This is a genomic window from Saccharomonospora sp. NPDC046836 (assembly GCF_040645195.1).
In the GTDB taxonomy this organism is placed as follows: Bacteria; Actinomycetota; Actinomycetes; order Mycobacteriales; family Pseudonocardiaceae; genus Prauserella_A.
In genome coordinates, this window is sequence record NZ_JBEYXW010000007.1 from 160,370 (window position 1) to 185,381 (window position 25,012).

A 25,012-nucleotide genomic window follows, 5' to 3' on the forward strand; every position below is an offset into this window, starting at 1 on the left:
ACCGACGAACACGCTGCGCGAACCCTAGCGCACCCGATCTAGAGCGGCGCTGTCGTGGAGTCCGCCGCGTTCGCGAGCATCTCGGCGAGCCGGTGCCGCAGCGTCGGTGCGTCGGCCGGGGCGATCGTGATCCAGTCCCTGCCGTCGCGACCGCGCGTTGCCTGCGTGAAGTAGCGGCCGGTTTCGGTGTCGAACCAGCTCAGCACGGGGGTACGGGACTTGCTGCCGGTGCCGCTGCGCGCGTTCGCGCCGACCTGACCGCCGCGCAGCCGGGTCTGTGCATGGAGCCGAGCCAGCGCCTTCCGATCCTCGTCGACGCTCCCCCGGCCGCCGTCCGGAGCAGGCGCCCGGCGCTGGAGGAAGTCCACGCCCGGTCCGGAGAGCAGCTGTTCGAGTGTCACGGTGATCGACTTCTCGCCACCGCGTGGAGCGGCTGGCAACAGGCGCACGATCGCGCTGGCGAGCGCGTCCGCAGGCAACCGGTCGAGGAAGAAGCCCTGCGGATCCTTGATCAGGAGCACGCCCTGCGCGCCGAGCGCAGCGGCAACGGCCAGCTGCGGCTCGGCGTTCTGTGAGCTGATCTGTACCGAATCGAGGCTGACGTCGGAGCCGGCGATGACGCCGAGCCAGTCCTCGACATACGGCTGCGGCCTGCCCCGGTCGTCGACCAGCCCACGCTGGGCGAGGTCCTGCAGCACCTGCTTGCGCAGGGTGGCACGCTCGGCCATGGTCTCGCCGTGTGAGTGCACCTGGAGGGGGTAGGGCAGTTCGCCTGCCCCGAAGGACTCCCAGAGGAAGTCGAACTCGAGCGGTGTGAGCCGCTCCGCCACTGTCTACCGCTCCTCGTCGTCGGGGCCCCAGGCACCCAGCACCGGCGGCGCCGTGGCCTGCGTGGCACCGAAGGTCTCGTCGGGGTCCGGGTCGATGAGGAAGGAGGCGTGCGTGTGCTCCTTCTCCTCTTCCTGCCTGGCCGCCCCCGCACCCATGCCGCCCATCGGTGCGCCGGGCGGGACCGCGTTCGCACCACCGATCGTGCCGCTGGACGGCACCATGCTCTGGTTCTGCGGCTGCACCGACGCCGCGCTGCCGCCCTGCTGGTTGGCGGTGGCGGCGGTCTCCGACGACGACTGCTTGGTGCTCCCGGTGCGGTTGCCCCTGCCAAGGGAGCGCGCGCCGGCGTAGCCGAGGGCACCACCCGCCACGGCCGCACCCAGCGACCCGGCGACGTTCGGGCCGGAGCTCGGCGCGGGCGCAACGGCCGCGGAACCGACGCCCGTGCCGGTGCCCATGCCCGTGCCCGGTGCCGGTGCGGCGGCAGCGGCCGGCGCGTTGTGAGCTGCGGCAGCCGGCGACACAGCCTGCCCACCTGCGGCGTAGCCGGAGGAGACAACGCTGTTGTCGACGCCCTGCGTGACGATCCCCGGGGCCGCGCCGATGCCGGCCAGCGTGCCACCCGGCGTGCCGAAACCGACGCCGTAGGAGCCCAGAGAGCCGACCTGGCCCGCGTTGTGGCCCGAACCAATGGTCAGCGGCTTGAGCCCGAGCGACTCGGGGCCGAAGCTCGGGGTCGTGCTGTCGACCTCGGACATCGCGGTGGTGTAGGCCTCCAGATAAGCCACCTGCTGGGCCTTGACGTCCTGGGCCGCGTCGAACTGCGGCTTCATGTCCTTGACCATCGCGGCGGGCCCGTCGGCCAGCATCGCCGCCGTCTGGGCACCCGGATCGAACTCGACCGGCTGCGGCATCTTCTTGAGCTCGGCGGCGGCAGAGGCCTGCTGCGCAAGGCGCGAGCTCATCGTGTTCGCCGCCTCGGAGGCCTGCGAGCTGGAGTTGGCGATCGCGACGAGCGAGCCCTGCGCCGCGCCGGCACCCTGGCCGATCCACGCCGCGCCGAGCTCGGCGATCGCGTTGTACAGGTCGTCGGCCGCCTGCTGCAGGCTCGCACTGTGGCTCGACCACTGCTGGCCGATCTCCTCGGCGGAGCCGGGCTCGTTGTTGACGGTCGCGAAGCTGTAGAGCTGCTGGCTGTCCTGCGCATACCAGTTCGGCCGGTCACCGATGGCGCGGTCGTCGCCGTAGTCGAACCCGTCGGGCCGGCTCTGCGCCTGCGCGACGATGTCGACGACCTCGGAGTTGTCCCCGAGTGGGACGGTGGAACCGGTGGTCCCGGCGCCACGATTGTCGATGCCCATGTGAGTTCCCCCTGGTGTTTACGCCTGGCCGCTGAACGGCTCGGCGCCGGCCTGGTCGATCTCGTGGTACCGGCTCATCGCCGTCATGATGGCCTGCTCGGCCTGCTCGTACTGGGTGTAGAGGTTGTGCAGCGCCTGCGCGTAGGAGTCGCCCCCGCCGTCGGCGCGCTCGGAGAACTTGGCGGCGATCGCGTTGCCGATCGGGTTGGCGCCGAGCCGCGGCGGCGCGGCCAGCGAGGCGGCGTTGCCGAGCAACGCCTCGACCAGGTCCTTACCGGTACGGATCTTGTTGAGCACGGCCTGTGCGGCATCGGGATCCACGCCGACCTGACCGGTAGCGGCCGCGTTACGGAACGCGGCGGCGTCCGCGTAGCTGCTGTTCCCCATAGTCTTAGCTCTCTCCCGTCCCCAGAACCGCTCGAAAACGGCCTCGCGCCAGCGATCTTCGCTTAGGTTAACGCACTACCTGCGAACTTATGACGCGATCTGCGCAGACTCAGTTCCGTACTTTTCCCGTAGTCACGCAGTGCAGCCAACGGCGATTACGACGAGTAAACCTTGGGTTCGAGCGTGCCAATGAACGGCAGATCGCGGTAACGCTCCGCATAGTCGAGGCCGTAGCCGACGACGAACTCGTTCGGGATGTCGAAGCCGATGTACCTCACCGGCACGTCGACCTTCACCGCGTCACGCTTGCGCAGGAGCGAGCACACGTGGAGCGAGGCGGGGTTGCGCGTCGCGAGGTTCTTCAGCAGCCAGGACAGGGTGAGCCCTGAGTCGACGATGTCCTCGACGATCAGCACGTCCCTGCCCGCTATGTCGCGGTCGAGGTCCTTGAGGATCCGCACGACGCCGGACGACGACGTCGACGAGCCGTAGGAGGACACGGCCATGAACTCCAGCTGCGCGGGGATCGGCAGCGCACGGGCGAAGTCCGTCATGAACATGACGGCGCCCTTCAGCACGCCGACCAGCACGAGGTCCGATGCCCTCGTCTCCATCGGATAGTCGGCTGCGACCTTCTCGGCCAGCTCCGCGATCTTGTCATTGATCTCTTGCTCGGTGATGAGCACGGAGGCGATGTCGCCTTCGTACACGGGCCAGTCCCCTCTGGTGGTGGGTTCGGGAGAGTTCACGGTTCGACACAGAGCTTTCCACGTGACCTGCGTGCTTCAAAATTGCCCGGCAGCCATACGCCACCCTGGCCGCGCCAGTTCCCCACGAGCGCGTCGACGGAGCGCAGGTGGGAGTCGGTCAGCTCGGTGACGCCGGCATCGAGCAACCAGCGGCGCAGCACCCGGCGGCGCAGTGCAGGCGCGGCAGGCGTGAGTACGGCGACGTCGAGTTCACGCCCGGTACGCGCACGGTCGAGCAACTGACCGGCAAGGGTGTCCAGCGCCTCGGCGTCCTCCCGCAGCTGAGCCGCGGTGCGGGCCAGCGCGGCGGCGACCCCGCCTGCGAGCACGTCCTCCAGCAGCGGGAGAACCTCCTCGCGCAGCCGGACCCTGGTGTAGCGGCGGTCGGCGTTGTGCGGATCGAGCCAGGGCTCGACACCCAGCTCGGCGCACGCCTCCCTGGTGACCGTGCGTGGCACGCCCAGCAGCGGCCTGCCCCACGGCGGATCGAACGGCCGCATCCCGGCCACCGAGCGCGGGCCGGAACCACGCCCCAGCCCGAGCAGCACGGTCTCGGCCTGGTCGTCACGGGTGTGGCCGAGCAACACGAGCCCACCGGCCGCGGGCAACGCCCCGCGTAACGCGGCGTAGCGCGCCTTGCGTGCGGCGGCCTCCGGCCCGCCGGGCCCCGCAACGGTCACCTGGAGAACCCGCGCGTCGGCTGCGCCGAGCTTGCGGGCTGTGGCGGCGGCCTGCACCGCGACCTCGGCCGAACCAGGCTGCAGGCCGTGGTCCACGACGAGTGCGGTGACCCGCAGCCCGAGTCGTTGCCCCACATGCGCAGTCGCCTCGGTGAGTGCGAGGGAGTCGGCGCCGCCGGATACGCCGACGAACACCTCGCCGTCGCCGAGCTGGCCGGCACGCTCGGTGAGAAAGTCGCGAACTGCCCGCCTGGTGACGGTCAGTGCACCCGGCGCACCCATGCCTGCGGATCCCTGATCTCGGCGCGGCTGGGCAGGGTGTTCGGCGAGGTCCAGACGGCGTTGAAGCCGGCCATGCCCACCTCGTCGACGACCTGCCGGGTGAACGCCGCGCCAAGGGCGTACTGGCGGATCTTGGCGTCAACGCCGAGCAGGCTGCGGAGGAAGCGGTCGAGCAGGCCGCCGCCCTTGCGCCGCGCGGTGAACCGGCGGCGGATGGTGGCCACGCTCGGCACCACATCGGGCCCCACGGCGTCCATCACGTAGTCGGCGTGCCCTTCCAGCAGCGTCGACAGTGCCAGCAGCCGGTCGAACACGGCACGTTGCTGCGGCGACTGCAGCAGCTCGGCAAGGCCGTGCGAACCGTCGGCCCTGATCCGCCGCGCGTCGCGCAGGCTCTCCGGCAGTCTGCCGAGGACGGTGCCGAGCCCGTCGGCGTCGGCGAGGCCACCGATCAGCCTGCCCACCTCGTCGGCGAAGTAGTCCCGCAGCCAGCCGACGGCCGTGAACTGGAGCCGGTGCGTTGACTCGTGCAGGCACACCCACATACGGAAATCGCGACCGGACACACCCATCGCCCGCTGCGCGGTGACGACGTTCGGCGCTACCAGCAGCAACCTGCCGTTCCCCCCGAGACCGCCGAACGGGTCGTACTGCCCGAGTACCCGCGCCCCGAGGAAGGCGAGGACGACCCCGGTCTGTACACCGGCGCCACCCGCGACGAGCGGCGTCAGCGGGCCTGCGGGAACAGTCGGCAGAGCCCGGCTGGTCAACACGTCGAGCCCCGACGCGGCCGCACGCACCCAACCGGGCCGGTCCACGACATCGCCGGGCAGCAGCGGTAGGCCCGCACCGAGCTTGGTCAGCTCGCGGACGTGGCGCTCGGCGTCGACGGTCAGCTCGCGCAGTTCAGCGACGGCGAGTTCCGCCTCGGCACGAGGCACGACCGGCCCGCCACGGGCGAGGAACGCTCCGGTGGACGCGGCTACGGACCAGTCGACCAGAGGGTTGGCGTTGGCCTGCGTCTGCTCTTGCACGTATTCGACGCTACCTGTTGTCACTGGCATCCACAGCCACGCAACGTGGCCGTTATGGTGTCGAGCGCCGCCCGGCCTGCGTCGGTGTCGGAGCCCGAGGTCATGACCGCGAACACGAGCACGCGGCCGTCCTTGTCGAGGACGACGCCGGCGAGTGTGTTGATGCCGTCGGACGGGATCGTGCCGGTCTTCGCGCGGACCCAGCCGCGGCCCGTGACGGCGGTGCCCTCGGTGTAGCGGTCGGCAAGTGTGCCGCTGCCACCCGCGACCGGCAGCCCGCCCAGCAGCGGCCGCAGCTTCGCGGTACGCGCGTCGCCCCTGCCGTCCGGCGCGGCGGCCACCGCCAGCACGTCACCGAACAGGTTCGCGGGCACCTTGTCGTCGAGCGAGAGACCGCTGTTGTCGGACAAGTGCGCGCCACTGATGTCGAAACCGTTGCGCTGCAACACATCCAGCGTGGCCTGCGCGGAACCGGCGAACGACGGCTCCGCACCGGTGGCGATGGCGACCTGCCGCGCGATTACGTCGGCCAGGAGGTTGTCGGAGTGCAGCAGGAACTGGTCGACGAGCTCGGTGAGCGGTGCGGACTTCACCTCGCCGAGTAGCTGTCCGCCCTGCGGCGCGGTGGTCGTGACCGGTGTGCCGACCTGCGCGCCGAGCCGGCTGGCGAGCTCCTGAGCCAGCACCGTGGCCGGCTGGGCGTGACGCTGGGATTTGTCGTCGTCGGCAACGCTGCGGCCACCGTCGAGCATCGCTGGCGTAACCGGCGCCGCGTAGGTCGACGGCGCATCCTCCGCCGCCCAGCCCTGCGCGCTCAGCGGCCCGGCGTAGGCGCTCAGGTCGAGCTGGACCCGCGTGACGTTGCCACCGGTGGCCTGCTTGACCTGCGCGACCAGGTCGTCGAGATGCGCGGCACCGGGATAGACGGACTCCTGCCCTTCCGGCAGCGACGACAGCGTCACGTCACCGCCTGCGACGAGCACCACGGTGCCGGGTTCGGCACCAGCGACCACGCGGGTGGACAGCTGGCTGCCGTGGTCGAGTGCGAGCAGGGCGGCCGCCGCCGTCAGCACCTTCACTGTGGAGGCAGGCGTGATCGCCTGACTCGCGTTGCGCTCCCACAGCGTGGTGCCGCCGACGGGGTCGATCACGGTACCGGTGAGCGTGCCGAGCGCGGAGTCGCTCGCCGGCCCGGCGAGTGCGGCTTCGACACCGCCCCCGGTCGGTGGGGGCACCGAGTCGGAGGGGCCGCTCAGCGAGCGCGTGGCCGCGACCGGCTGGGGCGGATCACCCTTGGGCAGGTTCGGGGCCCACGGCAGACCCAACCGGTTCGACACGTACGGCAGGGCGAGAGCCACACCGACCGCGATGACGAGGACAACGGCCAGCCCGCTGAGCACCAAGCCGCGCCTGCGCTTGGGCGCCGCGTCGGCCTCCGCGGTGTCGGCGATCGGTGGCGGCTCGGTATCGCCGGTCGTCGCGGGGGCGGGACGCTGCTCACCGTTCGGCTCGATCCGCATCGGCACCGCGGGTGTGCCCGCAGGCGGGACCTGGGCAGGAGCCGGCGGCCGCGGCGGCTGCAGCGGTCGTTGCTGCTGCGCCGGCCGCGGTGGCGGGGGCGGGAGCACCAGCTTGGGCACCCAGACGGTGGGCTGATCCTGAGATGTGGCGTTGGGCACAGGGAGCTCGTCGGTGACGCCGTCCGTACCAGCACCCCGTGCCGAATCCTGATCATCCGACGGCCACGCGGGCTCCGGCGTCTCTCCCTTGCCCGGCACGCACCCCTCCTCGTCTCCCGACGGGGCAGACATCACACTTGCACGCATCCGTGCGACACCCGTCGGATTCGTAGTCCACACTAGTGAAGACGGTAAATGGACTATGTGAGCCGCCCGGACGCGGCGCGCACAGGCGACGAGGCAGCGAGGACGGCGTGGAGTTCGACGTCACGATCGAAATCCCCAAGGGGGAGCGCAACAAGTACGAGGTGGACCACAAGACGGGGCGCATCAGGCTCGACCGCACCCTGTTCACGGCCACGCAGTATCCGGCCGACTACGGGTTCATCGATGACACCCTCGGTCAGGACGGCGACCCGCTGGACGCGCTGGTGCTCGTCCAGGAACCGACCTTCCCCGGCTGCCTGATCCGCTGCCGGGCGATCGGCATGTTCCGCATGCGCGACGAGAAGGGCCCGGACGACAAGGTCCTGGCGGTCCCGGCGTACGACCCGCGCCTGGAGCATCTGCGCGACATCCACCACCTGAACGAGTTCCACAAGCTCGAGATCGAGCACTTCTTCCAGGTGTACAAGGACCTCGAGCCGGCCAAGAGCGTGGAGGGCTCCGCGTGGGTCGGCCGCGTCGAGGCCGAGGAGGAGATCAAGCGCTCCTACGAGCGGGAGATCGACCACCGCGAGAAGGAAGCCGCCAACGGCGAGCACTGAGCAGTTTCAAAGCACCCAAGGCCACCATAGTTGCGTTGAACGCAACCAAGGTGGCCTTGGGGGATCACAAAGGGTCCCCTTGCCGCATGGCTTGGGGACCCTTCTGTGTTGACGGGTCAGGCCAGGTAGCCCGGGATCGGGAAGCCGTTGAGCAGTTCCCGGACCTCGGCGGCGATGGCCTGCAGCGCGGCGGTGTCCTCGGCGAGCGCGGCGGAGACGGTGCGGTCGATCCACGCCGCGATCTGCGGCTGGTGCTCCGGCTCGAGGCCGCGCGTCGTGATCGCCGCCGTGCCGAGCCGGATGCCCGACGGGTCGAACGGCTTGCGCGGGTCGAACGGCACCGTGTTGTAGTTCAGCTCGATCCCGGCCGCGTCCAGTGCCTGCGCGGCGGGCTTGCCGCCGATGTGCTTGTTGGTCAGGTCCACCAGCAGCAGGTGGTTGTCCGTACCGCCGGAAACCAGGTCGAAGCCGCGCTCGATCAGGGCCTCCGCCAGTGCCTTGGCGTTGGCGACGATCTTGTGTGCGTAGTCGCGGAACTCCGGCTTGGCCGCCTCGCCGAGTGCCACCGCGATCGCCGCAGTGGTGTGGTTGTGCGGACCACCCTGCAAGCCCGGGAACACCGCCTTGTCGACGGCCTTCGCGTGGTCGGCATCCGAGAGGATCATGGCGCCCCGCGGGCCGCGCAGTGTCTTGTGCGTCGTGGTGGTGATAACGGGTGCGTGGCCGACGGGCGAGGGGTGCGCACCACCGGCGATCAGCCCGGCGATGTGCGCGATGTCGGCGACGAGCACCGCACCGGCCTCGCGGGCGATCTCGGCGAAAGCCGGGAAGTCGATGGTGCGCGGGATCGCTGTGCCACCAGCGAAGATCAGCTTCGGCCGGTGCTCGAGCGCCAGCTCGCGCACCTGGTCGAGGTCGACCCGGCCGGTCTCCTTGCGCACGCCGTAACGGACCGCGTTGAACCACTTCCCGGTCGCCGACACGCTCCAGCCGTGTGTCAGGTGGCCACCGTCCGGCAACGCCATGCCGAGCACCGTGTCGCCCGGCTTGGCGAACGCCAGGTACACCGCGAGGTTGGCAGGCGAGCCGGAGTAGGGCTGCACGTTGGCGTGCTCGACGCCGAACAGTGTCTTCGCGCGCTCGATCGCCAGCGTCTCGACCGGGTCGATGAGCTGCTGACCCTCGTAGTAGCGCTTGCCGGCGTAGCCCTCGGAGTACTTGTTGGTCAGCACCGTGCCGGTGGCTTCCAGCACCGCCTGCGAGACGTAGTTCTCCGAGGCGATGAGCCTGACCTTGTCGTGCTGCCGTGCGGCTTCGGCCTCGATCAACCCGGCGATCTCGGGGTCGGCGGCGGACAGCGTGGGAATCGCTGGCTGGTGCGTCATGTCATGAACTCCTGGCGTGCGGTGTTCGGCGACACCCAGGCGCGCGGTGCCGGCTCCTCAGTCGCTCCCCGGTGGTGCTCCACCTCGATGGCGCCAGTCGCTACTGCGCCTTCGATGGTAATCGACGCGTGCCGACGGCAGGCTCGTCAGTCCTTGACCGGTACGCATACGGTGAGTGACCGAAAGCAAAGCCGCCACAAACCGCAACCAGCCGTCTACGATCAGTCGTCGAAGCCACCAGGCGGACGTTGGGGAGCGAAAACCGTGTGGGTCGACGAGAGCGCGCAAAACAAGGACAAGGCCAACCCGGCCAGCTGGGTCGAACAAATCGGCCAGGCGACCAACCAGCTCGGCAGCTTCGCCTACGACGAAGCCACACTCACCCGGATAGCCGACCGCTGGCAACTCATCGCAGACAAATGCGACGACGCACTGGGGAAGTCGGACAGGTTAACCAACATCGTCGGGCCTGGCCTCGATCCGGGAAGCAACGCGATGGCAGCCAAGGCCAACGAGTCCGGCCACGCCTACGTCGACATGATGAAGTCCATGCGCGCGTACTGCCAGGCACAGGCAGACCACTGCCGCAAAGCCCTCGGCACCTACACCGAACACGAAGACAACACCGCGGCAACAATCGGCAAGCACAACCCAGGCGAGGAAGGCGGGATCATCTGATGCGCCTCTATCGGGCCGCACCGCTGGTATTGATCAGCGCGGCAGCCATCGCCAGCTGCTCCAGCACCCAAGCCGGAACACCACAAACCAACATCACCACGACCCCATCGAACACACCCACCACACCAGCGCCTACCACGACAACCACCTCAGGTCTGCCCGCCTACGGCGCACCCAAAGTTGAAAACCCCATCGACAACACCCAACCCTTCCAAAACGATCCCTGCTCAATGCTCACCGCCGACCAAGTGCGGGAAATCTTCGGCAAACCACTCCAAGGCGAAGCAAGCGATGGCACAACCGGGCTCGACTGCAGCTGGCGCGACGGGCGCGGCGCCACACTCGGACTCGGCTGGGTCACCTCCGTCCGACAGGGCTTGTCCCCCTTCTACGCCAACCGGGCCAACAACGCCTTCTTCGAAGAACTGCCACCCATCAACGGCAACCCGACGATCGCCTACGGAGGAATCGACGACCGCGCTGGCGGTTATTGCCAAGTCGTAGTAGGCGTGACCGACGAACTCGTCTACCAAGTCTCAACACGCCAATCTCAATCCAAAATCGGCCAGGCAGACCCATGCGAAGTGGCACATACCATTGCCGGAATGACACTGGACACGATGCGAGGGGACGCGTGATGGCCGAGGTCGACGACCGGAGCGTCACCGCCCGCGAGCTGCACGGTCGCCTGAAAGTCTGCTTCTTCGCCTTCGCTGACACGCCGCCGGACGCTATGGCTTCCAGTCACTGGAAGGTCAAAACCGTTTACAACGGCTCGATGCCCTCGGCGTGACGGCGGGCGAGCTCCTGGTAGATCGCGGCGTTGTGCTCGATCCAGATGCGGGCGGTGTCGGTCAGCGGCACGAACTTCTTGGCGGGGCTGCCCAGCGCGACGACCTCCGCTGGCACCTCGGTGCCGGGCGTGACGGTGGCGCCGGCCGCGACGAGCGTGCGCTCACCGATCGTCGCCTTGTCGAGCACCGTCGCGCCGTTACCGATCAGCGCCTGCTCGCCGACGGTGCAGTCGTGCACGATGCACGAATGGCCGACGGTGGCGTTCCTGCCGACCTCGCACACGCCGTCATTGACGTGCAGCACCGAGTTGTCCTGGATGTTGGCACCCTCGCGGATAATGATCCTGCCGAAATCGGCCCTGATGACGGCGCCGTACCAGACGGAGGCGTCCTTCTCGACGATGACGTCGCCGATCAGCGTCGCGGTGGGGGCGATCCAGGCGTCGGGGTGCACGGTGGGGCTCACGCCCTCGAAAGCGAACATCGGCATGGGCAACACCCTAGACGCGGCGGGAAAGGAGTCAGGGCGCCTCCGACCTACCCTCAAGGGATCCCCGGACTTCGCGTCAGGAGTGAGGATCAATGCCACTCGGGCTACTCGACGGACGAACCTGATGGCCAGTGAGGGGGCACCCAGTCCCCCTCGGGGTCCGTGGTCTGCCCCACTTCGATCAGATGACCATCGGGATCGCGGATATAGCAGCGGATCTCGTACTGGTGCTGCTTCGGCGGCGTCAGAAATTGAGCACCCCGCGCGCTCCATTCGGCGTACACAGCCTCGATATCTTTGACGCGAATGTTGAGGAAGCTGCTGACCCGATTGGGATCATCAGGCGCCTCCAGGGTGACCCCCGGCTTGTCGTCGGTCGGGCCTCCGCCGACGTTGATGACGATCCAACTGTTGGACAGTGCGACATAGGTCAGCCCTCCTGGGCCGGCGAAGGCCACTCTGCCTCCGAGCACTTCGGTGTAGAAGCGCCGAGAGCGCTCGACATCGCGCGAGACGATGAAGTGGACCAGCACGATTCCCTCTGAGGGTGGTGGGAGCTCGGCCATCTGCTGCCTCCACTGGGGTTGGGTCTCACACCCGCTTGAGATGGGTGGGTCGTGTCCTTCTCGATTCCCCGCGTGGTCTCGACGAGCGGGCCATGGGGCGAGAGTACGACGGCTTGCCCCAGAAGTCGCCCTACGAAAAAGTCAGGGCCCCTCCGAAGAGAGGCCCTGACTGCGGAGCCGCCTAGGGGAATCGAACCCCTGACCTGCTCATTACGAGTGAGCCGCTCTGGCCGACTGAGCTAAGGCGGCGCGGACCGCGTTGGTCTTGAAACAGTATAGACACCCCGGATCACGTCACTTCGCCACCCTGCCATCGTTAGACGCCCTAGGACGCCGGCGTCACTCGACCCCGGGTCCGCTGGTGCTCTGGAGGGACCCCTACATGCGTCGACGCCTGCCCCGCGCGCTGGTACCTCCAGTCATCGCCGCGGTGCTCGTCCTCTCAGCCACCCCCGCCGTCGGGCAGACGCTCCCGGCCACACCGGCGCCCGAACCGCGGGACCCCGGGCAGGCACCGATCACCTCACCGCCCAATCCGGCGCCGAAAGGCAAGGCCGTGGGCGAGGTCGGTACCGCGCTGGCGATGCTGCGCCTGCTGCCGCAGGCCGTGCCGACGAGCGCCGTGCTACCGGGAATGGCCGACGAGCTGCCACGGCAGTCGGTGCTGGAGGGCGGCTTCGGCATCTCCAGCGCGCAGGCCAACTCCGAGTCGTACCTGACCCACGAACGTTCGATCGCGCAGGCCGCACCGCTCGGGCTCGCGGTGGCGGGCAACGCGCCGCAGGCACCGGGCACCATCGTGCAGACGGCTCTGCCGGACAACACCGAACCGACCAGCAGTGGCTTCACCGCGCCGGAGAACCCCCTGCTGAACGTCGGTCTGCTGAACGGCAGCGTGCACGCGCGCTGGAGCGAGACCGAGGGGCCGTGCGTAGGCACGATCGCCGACGCCAGCACATCGGTGGCCAGCGTTTCGCTGCTCAACGTCATCCCCACGATGCCGGACGTGTCCCAGCTGACCGAAGCCACCGAACCGCTGCGGCAGGCACTGCAATCCCTGCCCGGCCCGCTCGCCGATCTCGGGGGCCTGCTCTCCGGCTCCGGCACGGGCAAGCCCAACGCTGACGGCACGGGCGCGGTGCTGAGCATGCCGAACACGATGTCGACCCGATCGGTGGTCCGGCTCATCGACATACCCGGCACCGAGCGCAAAGCCGTCGAGTCCACCTCGACACTGCAGGCCGCGGACATCAACCTGCTCAAGGGAACCCCGCTCGGTCTGACCATCAAGGTCGTGAGCCAGCCGACGCTGCGAGTGACCTCCACCGGGGACGAGGCGACATCGACCGTCTCCTACACCGCGCCGGTGCTGTCGGTGGAGCGGGCCGGCGAGACCCTGTTCGAGCTGGACGCCGCCAACCCCACCAAGGACATCCCGATCGGCATCCCGCTGCCCGGGCTCGCGGATGTGCCCGGCTTCGAGGACATCGCGGACCTGCCGGTGATCGGCGGCGTAGCCGAGCTCGTCGGCGGGCTCACCAAGCCGCTCACCGACGCCGCGAGTGGTTTGGTGCTCGACCTCGGTGTGCTCCGGCTGAGCATTGCCGGGCTCGAGCAGCGCGGCAGCGAGCAGACCGAACCGTTCCGGGGCTACCAGCTCGGCGCCGCCGCACGGCTGCTCGACCTGCAGATCCTGCCGACGAAGGCGCTCAAGGACTCCCTGCCTGCCGGGCTCGCCGACGCCCTGCCCACATCGCTGGCACAGCTGTCGCTCGGCGAGCAGGTGGCGCGGGCCTTCGCGCCCGAGGGCGGGGTCGAATGCGGCGTCACCACCCCGCCGGTGACGCAGGCTCCGCCGCCCGGTGGCGGCGAGCAGCAGCCCGGCGTGCCGGAGCAGCTGGCGTACACGAACGCGGCGTACTCGACGGTGCCGATGTTCTGGACGGGTACGGCACTGCTGCTGCTCGGAGTGGTCCTGGTGGCTGGGTTGCCGAACCGCCGCACGCCCGCCCCGGCACCCGTCAAGCCCTCGCCGCGCCCACGCGACGACGGGTAGGGGCCACGTCGGGTCAGCCCTCGCGCAGGGTGATGACCATGGCCTCCACGGCAATACGCGGCTTGACGTTCAAGTCGATCGCCTCGCGGCAGGCCAGCACGGCTTCGAGACGGCGCAGTGCCGACGCCGGGGTCCACTGCGCCGCGGCGGCGGCACTGTGCTCGGCGTGGTCGGGGTGGTTGAGCGCCGCGCCTGCGCTGCTCGCGGTCACGAGCACATCGCGGTAGAAACCGGCGAGGTCGACCAGTGCCAGGTCGAGGGTGTCCCGTTGGGTGCGCGTCGCACGCGACTTCTGCCTCTTCTCCAGCTGCCGCACCGCGGCATCGGCGGCCCGCTTCGCCGCTGCGACGCCCTTGCCCGTGCCGCCGGATCCCATGGCCGTGCGCAGCGCGTCCTGCTCGACCTCGTCACGCGCCTTGCTCTCCTCGGTCGCGTCGTCCTCGGCTGCCTTGATCAGCTCGTCGGCGCAGGCGAACACGTCCGCGGGCCTGCGAAGCCCCAGCGGAATGCGCAGTACCGCGTCGCGGCGCCTGCGCGCGCTTTCATCGGTGGCCAGCCTGCGCGCCCTGCCGACGTGCCCGCCGCATACCGACGCGGCCCACTGCGCCATCTGCTCTTCAACGCCGTCCCGCTCGACGAGCACCTGGGCAATCGCTTCGGCCGGCGGTGTGCGCAGCGTGATGCGCCGGCAGCGCGAGCGGATCGTGACGGAGACGTCCTCGGGGTGGTCCGACGGCGCGCAGAGCAGGAAGACCGTGCGCTCTGGCGGCTCCTCCACCGCCTTGAGCAGAGCGTTGGCGGCGCCCTCGGTGAGCCGGTCGGCGTCTTCGATGATCACGACCTGCCAGCGGCCGGTCGTGGGCCTGCGCGCGGCGGCCTGGACGAGGGCCCGCATCTCGGCGACCGAGATCGACAGCCCTTCCGGCACCACGAGCCGGACATCGGCGTGCGTCCCAGCCAGCGTGGTCCGGCAGCCGGTGCATTCACCGCAGCCGAGGCCGAGGTTGCATTCCAGCGCGGCGGCGAAGGTGCGTGCGGCCACCGATCGGCCCGAACCGGGCGGGCCGGTGAACAACCACGCATGCGTCATCGCTCCCGCATCGGTGGACTCCCCGGACACCAGCGCTGCCGCCGACGCTGCTGCCACGGACAGCACCTCGATGGCCGGTTCCTGGCCGACCAGCTGCGACCACACAGCTCCGGTCACGACGACGCCTCCACCACCGCAGGCGCGAGCCCGGATGCCTGCCCCACGAGCGTGGCCTGCACGGCCGTACGTACGCGCTCGGCGACGTCGTCCTCGGTGCCATCGGCCTCCACGACCACGTAGCGGTCCGGATCGGCGGACGCCATCTCGGTGAGCAGTTGCTGCACACGCCAATGGTGCTGCGCCGAGTCGGCCGCCTCGGCATCCGCCCCGGGATCCGCGTCGAGCAGCACCGTGATGTCGGGCCTCAGCCGGCCGGTTGCCCAGTCGGCGAGGCCTTCGAGCTCTGCGGCATCCAGCCCGGCCACCGCGGACAGGTGCGCCAGCGGGGAGTCGACGAACCGCTCCATCACCACGATGGCACCCGAGTCGAGCGCCGGCTGCACGTCGCGCTCGACGATGTCGGCCCGGACGGCCGCGGCGGCCAGTGCCTGCGCACGCGCACCGGACAGCGACGCACCCGAGACCAGGGTGGCAAGGCGCTGGTTGTCGAGTGCCGGGTCCGCGGCGAGCACGACCTTGCGCGGGCCCCCGGAAAGCCACCCGGCCAGCTTGGTCGCCTGCGTCGCCGTGTCGGTCGCCGTCGTGCCCTCGACCGCGATGAGCAGGCCGTTCACCCTACGCGGTTTGCGCCGGATCACGTTCCGCAGATCGGCGAGTATCGGCTCGGTACGGCGAGAGTCCATCTGCCGGTACGCGATGATCCCGACGAGCGCCGCGAGCAGGCCACCGCCCAGCAGCACCGGCCGCGTGCCGTCGATGGTGAGCACGTTGCCGAACACCGTTATGTGCCGCGGCTGCACGACACCGATGAGCGCCGAAACCGCCGTGGTCGACCCAAAGATGATGATCTTCATCAACGACTGGTAGATAGCGTTGATGCGGCCGCGGATGGAATCGTCGACCTGCGAGCCGATGATCGTCACGCCGGTGAGGAACGCCGCGCCTGCGCAGGCACCCACCACAGCCACGGCCACCAGCGACACCGAAAGGTGCGGTGAGAGGGCCACGATGATCAGCGCGAGCCCCGCTAGCACGATCCCGATGCCGAACAACCGGTCGTGCGGCAGGCGCCGCGCGAGCTTCGGCACCATCGCCAGCCCAACGGCGGCCCCGACGAACACCGCGACGAACAGCAGACCGAACGACGAGTCACCACCGCCGAGACTCGACGAGTACGGCTTGGCGGCACCGACCACAGCACCGCCGGCGGCGAACGCCCCCATCATGCCGATCAGCAGGCCCCGCACGAGTGGCGTTGTGCGGATGAAACGCAGGCCATCTCGGAACATCGCCCGGAGGCCGCCCGGCTCCTCGTCCGCCGCGGTCTTCGGCACCGCGCCTGCCGCGGGCACCGGGTGCACGTTGCGCAGCGACAGCTCCGGGATCCGGGTCGCCACCAGGATGGCGCTGGCAAGGTAGAGCAGGCTGTTGATGATCACGACAGCGTTGGCGATACCCCACCTGCCCAGCACGTCCGGAGGCAGGCTGAACGCCGTCTGGATACCCGTGAGGATCGAGTACAGGCCCGCGCCCGTCACCACCGCAAGGCCGTAGGTCATCACCATGCCGAGCTGGTTGGCCGTCTCCACCTGGTCCGGCCTGCGCAGCAGGTTCGGCACGGCGGCGTCCTTGGACGGGATCCACATCATCGCGGCGGAGCCGACCAGGAAGTTGGCGATGAACAGCCAGATCGGCGAGCCGACGATCACGATCGAAAGCAGCAGACCGAACCGCAGCAGGTCGGCGACGATCATCACCTTGCGGCGGTCGAACCGGTCGGCGAGCAGCCCGCCGAGCGGCGCGAACAGCAGGCCGGGCAGCAGGTTGGTCAGCACGACACCCACGAACGCGAAGTTCTGGGCCATGTAGTTGTCGGTGAACTTGGTGACCAGGCCCGTCAGCGCGAGCAGCGACAGCCAGTCGGCGACGCTACAGAGATAGGTGACGCCCCACAGCCTGCGAAACGGCCGGATCGCAAGGACCCGGCGCGCTCTGTTGACCGTGGACGCCTCTCTTCGCGCCGATGCCGTGGCGTCGGCTCCGGCGGTCCCCTGGGCTGCCTCGCTGATGTACCCCACCCCATAACACCCGGCAGTGATGTCAGGCCAGGGTAGCCCGCATCACTGTGCGTGCGCTGAGGCACCGGCGAAAACACCCACTGTTATGAGCTGAGCACGAATTGCTGATCAAACTCAGTCGAATAGGCCGGTAATGCTTTCGATGAAACTCGTGACGAATTGAATGGCGACAATCCCGAACACCGCCATCAGCACCAGTGCGACGATCACGCCGGCCGAACCCCTGGTCGGCTTGCGCAGGAGCTGCTGCTCTGGCTGTGGCTCACGCGGTGTGCTCCGGCGCCTGAGCATCTGCGGCAGCAGCCGCGCAGGAGCGGTCCAACCGCGCTGCGCCGGTACCTCCGCCCCGTCCGGCTCCGGTTCCCGTGCGGCCGGGACGGCTGGCTCCGCGCTGGGATCGGCCTGCGCCGGCGCGTCGGGTTGCCGCTCGTCGCCGCCCAGCGCGGCGTCGACCATCCCCCGCACCATGTCGGGGTCCGCCTCGACCGGCTTCGCGATCTCTACGGCACCGAAGTCGTACCTCTCGGGCGCGCTGGGGAAATCCGGTTGACCGCTGGTCACGAGTCCGGAAAGCGGATCACCGAAGGTCTGCGACGGTTCGGGCGCCTGGGTACCGTCCCCGTTGGCCACGCGTCCTCCTTCACCGGTTCTCAATCCTGTTGTCCAGGGTATCGATCCGGTCACGCAGCGCATCCACCAACGGGGGCGCTCTAGCGGTGACCCACCGTCACGACTTGGCCTTCGCCGCCGTGGTCGCCTTCTTCCGAGCCGGCGCCTTCTTCTTAGGCGCAGGCCCCTTCGCCCGCTTCTCGGCCAGCAGTTCGGCAGCCCGTTCGTCGGTGAGCTCCTCGACGCTGTCCGACTTGCGCAGCGACGCATTGTACTCACCGTCAGTGACATACGGCCCGAACCGGCCGTCCTTGACGATCATCGGCTTGCCCGAAACGGGATCCGGGCCCAGCTCCTTGAGCGGCGGCTTCGCGGCGGCCTGCCGCCCCCGGCGCTTCGGCTCGGCATAGATCTTCAGCGCCTCGTCGAGGGTGATGTCGAAGATCTGCTCCTCCGAGGCAAGCGACCGCGAGTCGGTGCCCTTCTTCAGGTACGGGCCGTAGCGGCCGTTCTGCGCGGTGATCTCCTCGCCGCCAGCCGGGTCGTTGCCGACCACCCGTGGCAGCGACAGCAGCTTCAGTGCGTCGTCGAGCGTGATGTCCGCAATGGACATCGACTTGAACAGCGATGCGGTGCGCGGCTTGGCCTTCTTCGCTTTGGTGGCCTTCTTACCGTCGGCTGGCTCCTCCGGCTCCGGGAGCACCTCCGTGACGTACGGCCCGAAGCGCCCCTCCTTGGCGACGATCTCGTTGCCGCTGACCGGGTCGGGGCCGAGCACCCGCCCTTCCTGCGGCGTCGCGAAGAGCTTCTCGGCGATCTCCAGTGTCAGCTCGTCCGGCGGCAGGTCCTCCGGCAGGTTCGCCCGCTGCGACTCGCCGTCGGCCCCCCGCTCGAGGTAGGGGCCGTAGCGGCCGACACGTACGACGATCGGGTGGTCCTCGCGGTCGGTGAACAGCGGGATCGAGTTGATCTCACGCGCGTCGATGTCCTCGACACCGGAGCCCACGAGCTTCTTCAGCCCGCCGAGGCGCCCGATCGAGCCGTCGACGCCCATCTCGCCGCCGAAGTAGAACCGCGACAGCCACCTGGTGCGCTGCTCGTCGCCGGCGGCGATCTTGTCGAGCTCATCCTCCATCGCGGCGGTGAAGTCGTAGTCCACCAGCCGCTCGAAGTGCTGTTCCAGCAGCCCGACGACCGAGAACGCGACCCAGGAGGGCACCAGCGCGGAACCCTTCTTCCACACGTAGCCGCGGTCCTGGATGGTCTTGATGATCGAGGCATAGGTCGACGGCCTGCCGATGCCCAGCTCCTCGAGCTTGCTCACCAGGCTCGGCTCGCTGTAGCGCGGCGGCGGCGAGGTGGAGTGTCCGTCCGGCGACAGCTCGGTCGCCGTCAGCGCCTGGTCCCTGGTCAGCTGTGGGAGCCTGCTCTGCTTGTCGTCGGCCTCCCCGCCCGCTTCCGTGTCCACCGCCTCGACGTAGGCCTTGAGGAACCCGGCGAAGGTGATCGTGCGGCCGGATGCCGAGAACACGCATTCCTCTCCCCCGCCGGCCGCCGTGCCGGTGATCCGCACCGACATGGTGGTGCCCTTGGCGTCGGCCATCTGCGAAGCGATGGTCCGCTGCCAGATCAGCTCGTAGAGCCGGAACTCGTCGGTCTCCAGCTCACCCGCGACCTGGCCCGGTGTCCGGAACACCTCGCCGGCGGGCCGGATCGCCTCGTGTGCCTCCTGCGCGTTCTTCACCTTGCGGGTGTACTGGCGCGGGCTCGGCGCGACGTACTCGGCGCCGTAGAGGCTGGTGGCCTGGTTGCGGGCCGCGGTCAGCGCCGTCTCCGACAGTGTCGTGGAGTCGGTACGCATGTAGGTGATGTAGCCGTTCTCGTAGAGCCGCTGCGCGATCCGCATCGTGCGCTCTGACGAGAACCGCAGCTTGCGGCCCGCCTCCTGCTGCAGGGTGGAGGTCATGAACGGCGCGTAAGGGCGCCGCGTGTAGGGCTTCTCCTCGACGCTGGTGACGCGGAAGTCGCGGTTCTGCAGCGACTGCGCCAGCCGCGTCGCCTCGGCCTCGTCCAGCGTCCTGACATCGCGGGCGGACGCCTTGAGCTGCCCGTCAGAGCCGAAGTCACGACCGGTCGCGAGCCGGGCGCCGTCCACCGCGGTCAGCCGGGCGGGGAAGGTGCGGGGCGAAGCCTCGGCACCGGCGTCCATGGTGGCCGCGATGTCCCAGTAGGACGCCGAGGTGAAGCGCATCCGCTCCCGCTCGCGTTCCACGATGATCCGGGTCGCCACCGACTGCACACGGCCAGCCGACAGCTTCGGCATGACCTTCTTCCACAGAACCGGGGAGACCTCGTAGCCGTAGAGCCGGTCGAGGATGCGCCGCGTCTCCTGCGCGTCGACCAGGTCGGAGTCCAGCTCCCGGGTGCTCTCGGCGGCGGAACGGATCGCCTGCTCGGTCACCTCGTGGAACACCATCCGGCGCACCGGCACCTTCGGCTTGAGCGCCTCCAGCAGGTGCCAGGCGATGGCCTCGCCCTCGCGGTCGGGGTCGGTGGCGAGGTAGAGCTCGTCGACGTCCTTGAGCAGGCTCTTCAGCTCGGTGACCGTGGCCTTCTTGTCGGGTGAGACGACGTAGAGCGGCTCGAAGTCGTTGTCGACGTCCACCCCGAGGCGGGCCCACGGCTGGCCCTTGTACTTGGCCGGTACGTCGGCGGCGCCCCGGGGCAGGTCGCGAATGTGCCCACGGGAGGACTCGACGACGTAGTCACGGCCAAGATACGGCGCAATCTTGCGAGCCTTGGTGGGCGATTCGACGATAACCAGCCGCCGCCTGCCGCCGCTCGCCGCGCCGTTCTTCTTGGTCCGTGTCGATCCAGCCACGCTGTCCCGCTCTCCGCTCATTGACTCACCTGTTCGACCCGCCAGTGTGCACGCTGTAGGGCACCGGCGTCCGCTCAGGTGGCTCAACACGCCGCAATTCGTGTGTCAAGCGCATCGCCGTGTCCTCGGACGATGTTTCCATCCCACACCCCACACGTGACACGGACCTCACACCGTTCCGTCCCTCCGTAGTCATCTGGATACGCTCCGTATGAACTATTGCTGTGGAAAGGACCGTTTCGATGTACTGGCGTCCGTTCCGTGTTCTGCTCGTCGCGCTGCTGGTGGTGATGGCCATCGGCGCACCGCCGGCGCACGCCACGACCGTGGACCTGAGCGGCACCGTCGCACTATCGAACTGTTCCGGCTCGCTGGTCACCCTCGCCGGCCTGCCGGCGAGCGCCCCGGCACTCGTACTGACCAACGGGCACTGTCTCGAGGAAGGCTTCCCCGAGCCGGGAGAGGTAATCGTCGACGAGCCCACACAGCGCACGTTCACGGTGCTCGGCGGCGACGGACGGGAGCTCGGCACAGTGCGGGCGAGCAGGCTGGTCTACGCCACGATGACCGGAACGGATGCCGCGTTGTACCAGCTCAGCGCGCGCTACACCGACATCGAACGGGCGTACGGCGTCACGGCGCTGGAGCTCGCGGTGGATCGGCCACGCGCGGGCACCAGCATCGCCGTGGCCTCTGGCTACTGGAAGTGGACCTACCGATGCTCGATCGACGGTTTCGCTGCTGAGCTGCACGAAGGCAGCTACGTGTGGCAGGACTCGATCCGGTACACACCCGAGTGCCAGACCATCGGTGGCACGTCGGGCTCGCCCATCATCGACGTGACCACCGGGAAGGTCGTCGGCGTGAACAACACCGGCAACGAGAGCGGGCAGCACTGCACGATGAACAACCCGTGCGAGGTCGACGAGAGCGGCCAGGTCACCGTGCGCAAGGGCATCGGCTACGGCCAGCAGACCCACCTGCTGGCCGCGTACCTGAGCGGCGCCGGGGATTTCGAGGGCCCTGGCGGGCAACTCGCGCGCCTGGGCGGGGAACTCGCGGGCCTGGGCGGGGGACTCGCGGGTCTGAGCGGGGGACTCGCGGGTCTGAGCGGGGGACTCGCGCAGGACCAGCTCTGAACGCTGCCGGTTCGGTGCCGGTTAGGGCGGGCCGCCGTCGAAGCGCGGCGTCCCGCCGCTGTCGGTGAGCTGCCGGCACTCCGGCGCCCGCAGGCTCGCCTCCTGCAGTTCCGGCTGGGCGTCGAATCCGTCGAGCAGGTTGAGCCTGCCGAGGTCTTCCAGCGGTGCGCGCACCGAACCGATGGCAGCGGTGCTCGCCTCCGGGGTGGTCGCCGTGTCCAGCAGCTCCTTGGCACCGATAGCCCGGTCACGAATGTCGGTGTAGGTCGCCACCGCCCTCGCCTTCAGATCCTCCGCGTCGGCCATCGGTGCGCGGCCGAGCCGGTCGAGCTCGTCGAGCGTGCGGTCGATCCCGCCGATCATGACCCCCAGCAGCTCACTCGACGTGCGCGTGGCCCGCTGCGGCGTGCTGGGGTCGATGCTGGGCATGGTGGAGAAGGAGCGCACCAGCTCGGAGACGGCACCGCAGTACCCGCTCGCCCAGGCGGCGATGGCGTCCGTGCGCTGGAGCTGCTGCTCCGACACCGCTGGGCCAGGTGGCTGTGGTGTCTGCTCGGCGCTCTGCGGGGCTCTCGACTGCTGACCACATCCCGCCAGTCCCAGCCCGAAGGCCGTCACAACTGCGGCGAGAACGGTCATCCGCGGCCGCACGCCCACACCTCCTGACGCAGAGTGCCCTTAGAGAACAGCACCTCGAAGGTACCGGTCGCCGCGCGGCCCGCAAGCGACCGCAACGCTGCGGATGATCATCGACTGGTCCAGACACGAGGCGGTCCCGGAGCGCGTGGTGCGCTCCGGGACCGGTAGACGGGCTGGCCAGGGCGGTCTTCTCCGCGAGTCGCGGGCACACAGCCCCGGCATGGCCGGTTGTGAAAAACCTACGCCTTGGTCACCTGCTGGGCGGGTGTCTCCGCGATGGCCGTGCCGCGGCGCTTCGACACCACGATCGCTGCCACGATGATCAGCACCGCGATGAGCGCGATGGCGATCCGGATACCGACCGAGGCGTCCGGGCCGACGGTGAACTGCACGACCGCGGGCGCGATCAGCAGGGACACCAGGTTCATCACCTTGAGCAGGGGGTTGATCGCCGGGCCCGCGGTGTCCTTGAACGGATCGCCGACCGTGTCGCCGATGACCGTCGCCGCGTGCGCATCCGAGTTCTTCCCGCCGTGGTGGCCGTCCTCGACCAGCTTCTTGGCGTTGTCCCAGGCACCACCGGAGTTGGCGAGGAACACCGCCATCAGCGTGCCGGTCGCGATCGCGCCGCCGAGGTACCCCGCCAGCGCGCCGGTGCCGAGGCCGAAGCCCACCGCGATCGGCGCGAACACCGCGAGCAGACCCGGTGTGGCGAGCTCGCGCAGCGAGTCGCGGGTCACGATGTCGACCACCCTGCCGTACTCGGGGCGGGTGGTGCCCTCCATGATTCCCGGGATGTCGCGGAACTGCCGCCGCACCTCGTAGACCACGGCGCCCGCGGCACGCGACACCGCGTTGACGGCCAGCCCGGAGAACAGGAACACGACCGCCGCACCGATCACCACGCCGACGAGCGTGTTCGGCACGATGATGCTGTCGATGAACGAGTTCGGAATGGTGCCCACCGCCGTACCCATCCCGCGCACAGCGGTCGCGATGGCCTCGGAGTAGGAACCGAACAGCGCCGTCGCGGCGAGCACCGCGGTCGAGATCGCGATGCCCTTGGTGATCGCCTTGGTGGTGTTGCCGACGGCGTCGAGCTCGGTGAGGATCTGCACGCCCTCGCCTTCCTCGAGGTCACCGGACATTTCGGCGATGCCCTGCGCGTTGTCCGATACCGGCCCGAAGGTGTCCATCGCGACGATGACGCCGACCGTGGTGAGCAGGCCGGTACCGGCCATTGCCACCGCGAAGAGCGCCAAAGCGCCGCCGAGCAGGTAGGCGCCGAACACCGCGGCGCCGATCGTCAGCGCCGTGAACACCGCCGACTCGAAACCGACCGAGATGCCGGACAGGATGACCGTCGCGGCACCCGTCTCGGACGTCTTGCCGACGTCCTTGACCGGGCCGTGCTCGGTGCCGGTGTAGTAGCCGGTCAGCCACAGGATCACGCCGGCGAGCGCGATACCGATGATCACCGACACGGTCGCGATGAGAGCCGGGCTGCCGCTGCCTTCGGCGAACGAGCTGGGCAGGAACACGAACGCGGCGACGGCGGACAGTACCGCCGAGATCGCCGCGGAGATGTAGAAGGAGCGGTTGATCGTGGTCAGCCCGCTCTCACCGGCCCTTGCCCTGGTGATGTAGATGCCGATCACGGCGGTGATGACACCGATCGCCGGGATGATCAGCGGGAACACGAGGCCGTAGCCTGCCGCCCCGAAAGCCGCGCTGCCGAGGATGAGCGCGGCGACCAGCATCACCGCGTAGGACTCGAACAGGTCGGCCGCCATGCCTGCGCAGTCACCGACGTTGTCGCCGACGTTGTCGGCGATCGTGGCCGCGTTGCGGGGATCGTCCTCGGGAATGTTCTGCTCGACCTTGCCGACCAGGTCGGCACCGACATCGGCGGCCTTCGTGAAGATGCCGCCACCGACACGCATGAACATCGCGATCAGCGCGGCGCCGAAACCGAAGCCTTCCAGCACCTTCGGTGCCTGGCCCGCGTAGACCAGAACCACGACGGAGGCGCCGAACAGGCCGAGCCCGACCGTGAACATGCCGACGACGCCACCGGTGCGGAACGCGATCCGCATGGCCTTCTCCCGGCCGCCCGACTCCCGTGCCGCAGCTGCCACGCGGACGTTCGCCCTCGTCGCCAGCCACATCCCGAGGTAGCCGATCGAGAACGAGAACACCGCGCCGAGGAGGAAGAACAGCGAGCGTCCTATCCGTTCGTTCCAGTTCTCGGCTGGCAGCGCGAACAACAGCAGGAACACGATCACGCCGAAGACCGCGAGCGTGTTCCGCTGCCGCTTGAGGTAGGCAGCCGCGCCTTCCTGCACCGCCTTGGCGATCTCCTGCATCTTCTGGGTGCCCTGGCCCGCGGCCAGGACCTCCCTCAGCAGGAAGTAGCCAATGACGAGCGCAGCAAGGGCGACCACGGCGACCACGGCCACGATGCCGTAGTCACCTCCGGAGAGCGTGGGACCGCCCTCCGCGAGGAATTGCCGGGACATTCGTCCTCCTGGAGACTTCGCCTGGTGCCAGCGCCGGCGAGAGGCTACCCACTGTGTGTCGACGCTGACATGGGATCTACACCACTAAAGGTGTGGTTTGGCCGGAGTCTATTGGTAGTAGCCGAGGCACCGGCAAGGCGTCCTGAGTCGCATACGGTGCGTATCCGTGTGAATCCGCTCACCGTACCGCCGAACCAG

22 protein-coding genes, 1 tRNA gene and 1 riboswitch are annotated in these 25,012 nt (G+C 69.1%); of the genes, 6 read left to right on the plus strand and 17 right to left on the minus strand.

The window, feature by feature from the left end:
- Positions 1-38 precede the first annotated feature (38 nt).
- From ABZ863_RS12040 to dacB, 7 genes are all read right to left on the minus strand, one after another.
- Positions 39-830 carry an ESX secretion-associated protein EspG gene (locus ABZ863_RS12040; protein WP_358534311.1) on the minus strand — a complete coding sequence of 264 codons (792 nt, stop codon included), beginning with the start codon at positions 828-830 and terminating at the stop codon, positions 39-41.
- Between the two features lie 3 nt (positions 831-833).
- Positions 834-2,192, minus strand: a complete 1,359-nt coding sequence (locus ABZ863_RS12045) for a hypothetical protein (RefSeq protein WP_358534313.1) — start codon at positions 2,190-2,192, stop codon at positions 834-836.
- Positions 2,193-2,210: 18 nt separating this feature from the next.
- Positions 2,211-2,579: a hypothetical protein gene (locus ABZ863_RS12050; RefSeq protein WP_358534315.1), complete on the minus strand. Its 369-nt coding sequence runs from the start codon at positions 2,577-2,579 to the stop codon at positions 2,211-2,213.
- A gap of 155 nt (positions 2,580-2,734) precedes the next feature.
- Positions 2,735-3,289, minus strand: a complete 555-nt coding sequence (gene hpt / locus ABZ863_RS12055; RefSeq protein ID WP_358534317.1) for a hypoxanthine phosphoribosyltransferase — start codon at positions 3,287-3,289, stop codon at positions 2,735-2,737.
- Positions 3,290-3,324: 35 nt separating this feature from the next.
- Positions 3,325-4,290, minus strand: a complete 966-nt coding sequence (gene tilS / locus ABZ863_RS12060) for a tRNA lysidine(34) synthetase TilS (RefSeq protein WP_358534319.1) — start codon at positions 4,288-4,290, stop codon at positions 3,325-3,327.
- A complete protein-coding gene (locus tag ABZ863_RS12065) occupies positions 4,269-5,324 on the minus strand; it encodes a zinc-dependent metalloprotease (RefSeq protein WP_358534321.1) in 1,056 nt (351 codons plus the stop codon). Before ABZ863_RS12065 ends, tilS begins: the two co-directional genes overlap by 22 nt.
- A 20-nt stretch (positions 5,325-5,344) precedes the next feature.
- The gene (gene dacB / locus ABZ863_RS12070; RefSeq protein ID WP_358534323.1) at positions 5,345-7,102 is read right to left on the minus strand and encodes a D-alanyl-D-alanine carboxypeptidase/D-alanyl-D-alanine-endopeptidase; all 1,758 of its coding nucleotides are present in this window, start codon (positions 7,100-7,102) and stop codon (positions 5,345-5,347) included.
- Between the two features lie 155 nt (positions 7,103-7,257).
- Here dacB and ABZ863_RS12075 point away from each other — a divergent pair, with 155 nt between their 5' ends.
- Positions 7,258-7,770 (plus strand): inorganic diphosphatase, encoded by a 513-nt coding sequence (locus tag ABZ863_RS12075; RefSeq protein WP_358534325.1) that lies wholly within the window; start codon positions 7,258-7,260, stop codon positions 7,768-7,770.
- 116 nt (positions 7,771-7,886) lie between these two features.
- On the opposite strand, the gene glyA is transcribed toward ABZ863_RS12075, so the two are convergent.
- Entirely contained in the window at positions 7,887-9,155 is a 1,269-nt protein-coding gene (gene glyA / locus ABZ863_RS12080; RefSeq protein WP_358534327.1) for a serine hydroxymethyltransferase, read from the minus strand.
- A gap of 26 nt (positions 9,156-9,181) precedes the next feature.
- Positions 9,182-9,266: riboswitch (ZMP/ZTP riboswitch) on the minus strand.
- A 153-nt stretch (positions 9,267-9,419) separates the two neighbouring features.
- On the opposite strand from glyA, the gene ABZ863_RS12085 reads away from it, so the two are divergent.
- Genes ABZ863_RS12085 through ABZ863_RS12095 form a run of 3 tightly spaced genes read left to right on the plus strand, consistent with a single transcriptional unit; the run spans position 9,420 to position 10,626 of the window.
- Entirely contained in the window at positions 9,420-9,833 is a 414-nt protein-coding gene (locus ABZ863_RS12085; RefSeq protein ID WP_358534329.1) for a hypothetical protein, read from the plus strand.
- Positions 9,833-10,471, plus strand: a complete 639-nt coding sequence (locus ABZ863_RS12090) for a DUF3558 domain-containing protein (protein ID WP_358534331.1) — start codon at positions 9,833-9,835, stop codon at positions 10,469-10,471. Before ABZ863_RS12085 ends, ABZ863_RS12090 begins: the two co-directional genes overlap by 1 nt.
- Entirely contained in the window at positions 10,471-10,626 is a 156-nt protein-coding gene (locus ABZ863_RS12095; protein WP_358534333.1) for a hypothetical protein, read from the plus strand. The genes ABZ863_RS12090 and ABZ863_RS12095 overlap by 1 nt, the downstream gene beginning before the upstream one ends.
- On the opposite strand, the gene ABZ863_RS12100 is transcribed toward ABZ863_RS12095, so the two are convergent.
- From ABZ863_RS12100 to ABZ863_RS12110, 3 genes are all read right to left on the minus strand, one after another.
- Positions 10,599-11,117 carry a gamma carbonic anhydrase family protein gene (locus ABZ863_RS12100; protein WP_358534335.1) on the minus strand — a complete coding sequence of 173 codons (519 nt, stop codon included), beginning with the start codon at positions 11,115-11,117 and terminating at the stop codon, positions 10,599-10,601. The two genes, ABZ863_RS12095 and ABZ863_RS12100, sit on opposite strands and share 28 nt — an antisense overlap.
- Before the next feature lie 104 nt (positions 11,118-11,221).
- Entirely contained in the window at positions 11,222-11,683 is a 462-nt protein-coding gene (locus ABZ863_RS12105) for a VOC family protein (protein WP_358534337.1), read from the minus strand.
- Between the two features lie 175 nt (positions 11,684-11,858).
- Positions 11,859-11,932, minus strand: a tRNA-Thr gene (locus ABZ863_RS12110).
- A 133-nt stretch (positions 11,933-12,065) separates the two neighbouring features.
- Between ABZ863_RS12110 and ABZ863_RS12115 the strand changes: the two genes are divergently transcribed.
- Positions 12,066-13,739, plus strand: a complete 1,674-nt coding sequence (locus tag ABZ863_RS12115; RefSeq protein WP_358534339.1) for a hypothetical protein — start codon at positions 12,066-12,068, stop codon at positions 13,737-13,739.
- Positions 13,740-13,752: 13 nt separating this feature from the next.
- On the opposite strand, the gene ABZ863_RS12120 is transcribed toward ABZ863_RS12115, so the two are convergent.
- The 4 genes from ABZ863_RS12120 to topA all read right to left on the minus strand — a co-directional run bounded on the left by ABZ863_RS12120 (position 13,753) and on the right by topA (position 20,538).
- A complete protein-coding gene (locus ABZ863_RS12120; protein WP_358534341.1) occupies positions 13,753-14,946 on the minus strand; it encodes a DNA polymerase III subunit delta' in 1,194 nt (397 codons plus the stop codon).
- Entirely contained in the window at positions 14,943-17,027 is a 2,085-nt protein-coding gene (locus tag ABZ863_RS12125) for a dTMP kinase (protein ID WP_358534343.1), read from the minus strand. Before ABZ863_RS12125 ends, ABZ863_RS12120 begins: the two co-directional genes overlap by 4 nt.
- A 114-nt stretch (positions 17,028-17,141) precedes the next feature.
- On the minus strand, positions 17,142-17,657 hold the full coding sequence (locus ABZ863_RS12130; RefSeq protein ID WP_358534345.1) for a hypothetical protein: 516 nt from the start codon (positions 17,655-17,657) through the stop codon (positions 17,142-17,144).
- A gap of 97 nt (positions 17,658-17,754) precedes the next feature.
- A complete protein-coding gene (gene topA, locus ABZ863_RS12135) occupies positions 17,755-20,538 on the minus strand; it encodes a type I DNA topoisomerase (protein WP_358534347.1) in 2,784 nt (927 codons plus the stop codon).
- A 203-nt stretch (positions 20,539-20,741) separates the two neighbouring features.
- Between topA and ABZ863_RS12140 the strand changes: the two genes are divergently transcribed.
- Positions 20,742-21,656, plus strand: coding sequence for a serine protease (locus tag ABZ863_RS12140; RefSeq protein ID WP_358534349.1), 915 nt, complete (start codon positions 20,742-20,744; stop codon positions 21,654-21,656).
- A 21-nt stretch (positions 21,657-21,677) separates the two neighbouring features.
- On the opposite strand, the gene ABZ863_RS12145 is transcribed toward ABZ863_RS12140, so the two are convergent.
- Both ABZ863_RS12145 and ABZ863_RS12150 read right to left on the minus strand, forming a co-directional pair.
- On the minus strand, positions 21,678-22,307 hold the full coding sequence (locus ABZ863_RS12145) for a hypothetical protein (RefSeq protein WP_358534351.1): 630 nt from the start codon (positions 22,305-22,307) through the stop codon (positions 21,678-21,680).
- Between the two features lie 227 nt (positions 22,308-22,534).
- Positions 22,535-24,814: a sodium-translocating pyrophosphatase gene (locus ABZ863_RS12150; protein WP_358534353.1), complete on the minus strand. Its 2,280-nt coding sequence runs from the start codon at positions 24,812-24,814 to the stop codon at positions 22,535-22,537.
- Between the last annotated feature and the right edge of the window lie 198 nt (positions 24,815-25,012).